General features: G+C 50.9%; 1 protein-coding gene. It reads left to right on the forward strand.

Annotated elements, in window-relative coordinates; all coding sequences use genetic code 11:
- Window positions 1–271, forward strand: a 271-nt coding sequence (locus LD028_RS09010; RefSeq protein ID WP_237811616.1) for an AarF/UbiB family protein, incomplete at both ends; no start/stop codon positions are given.

The following is a 271-nucleotide window of genomic DNA, read 5'->3' on the forward strand; positions in this document are numbered from 1 at the left end:
CCATCATTACGTGCAAACGATGCTTGATGGTCACTACCATGCGGATGCCCACGGCTCCAACATTATGATCGACAAGCGGACGAAAAAGGCGGTCATCATCGACTGGGGTATGACCGGGCGGATGGACAGCATCATGGCGCAAATTTTAATGCGCGTCATTTTGCACATCCAGCTCAATCAGGCGGAAGACGCAGCTGAAGTGTTTATGGAACTCATGTCGCCCACCATTTACACCGATGTCACCAAACTGAAAGATGAACTGCGGACGTTG

Origin of the sequence: Anoxybacillus sp. LAT27, from assembly GCF_022030075.1 — a bacterium.
GTDB classification, from domain to species: Bacteria; Bacillota; Bacilli; order Bacillales; family Anoxybacillaceae; genus Anoxybacillus; species Anoxybacillus kestanbolensis.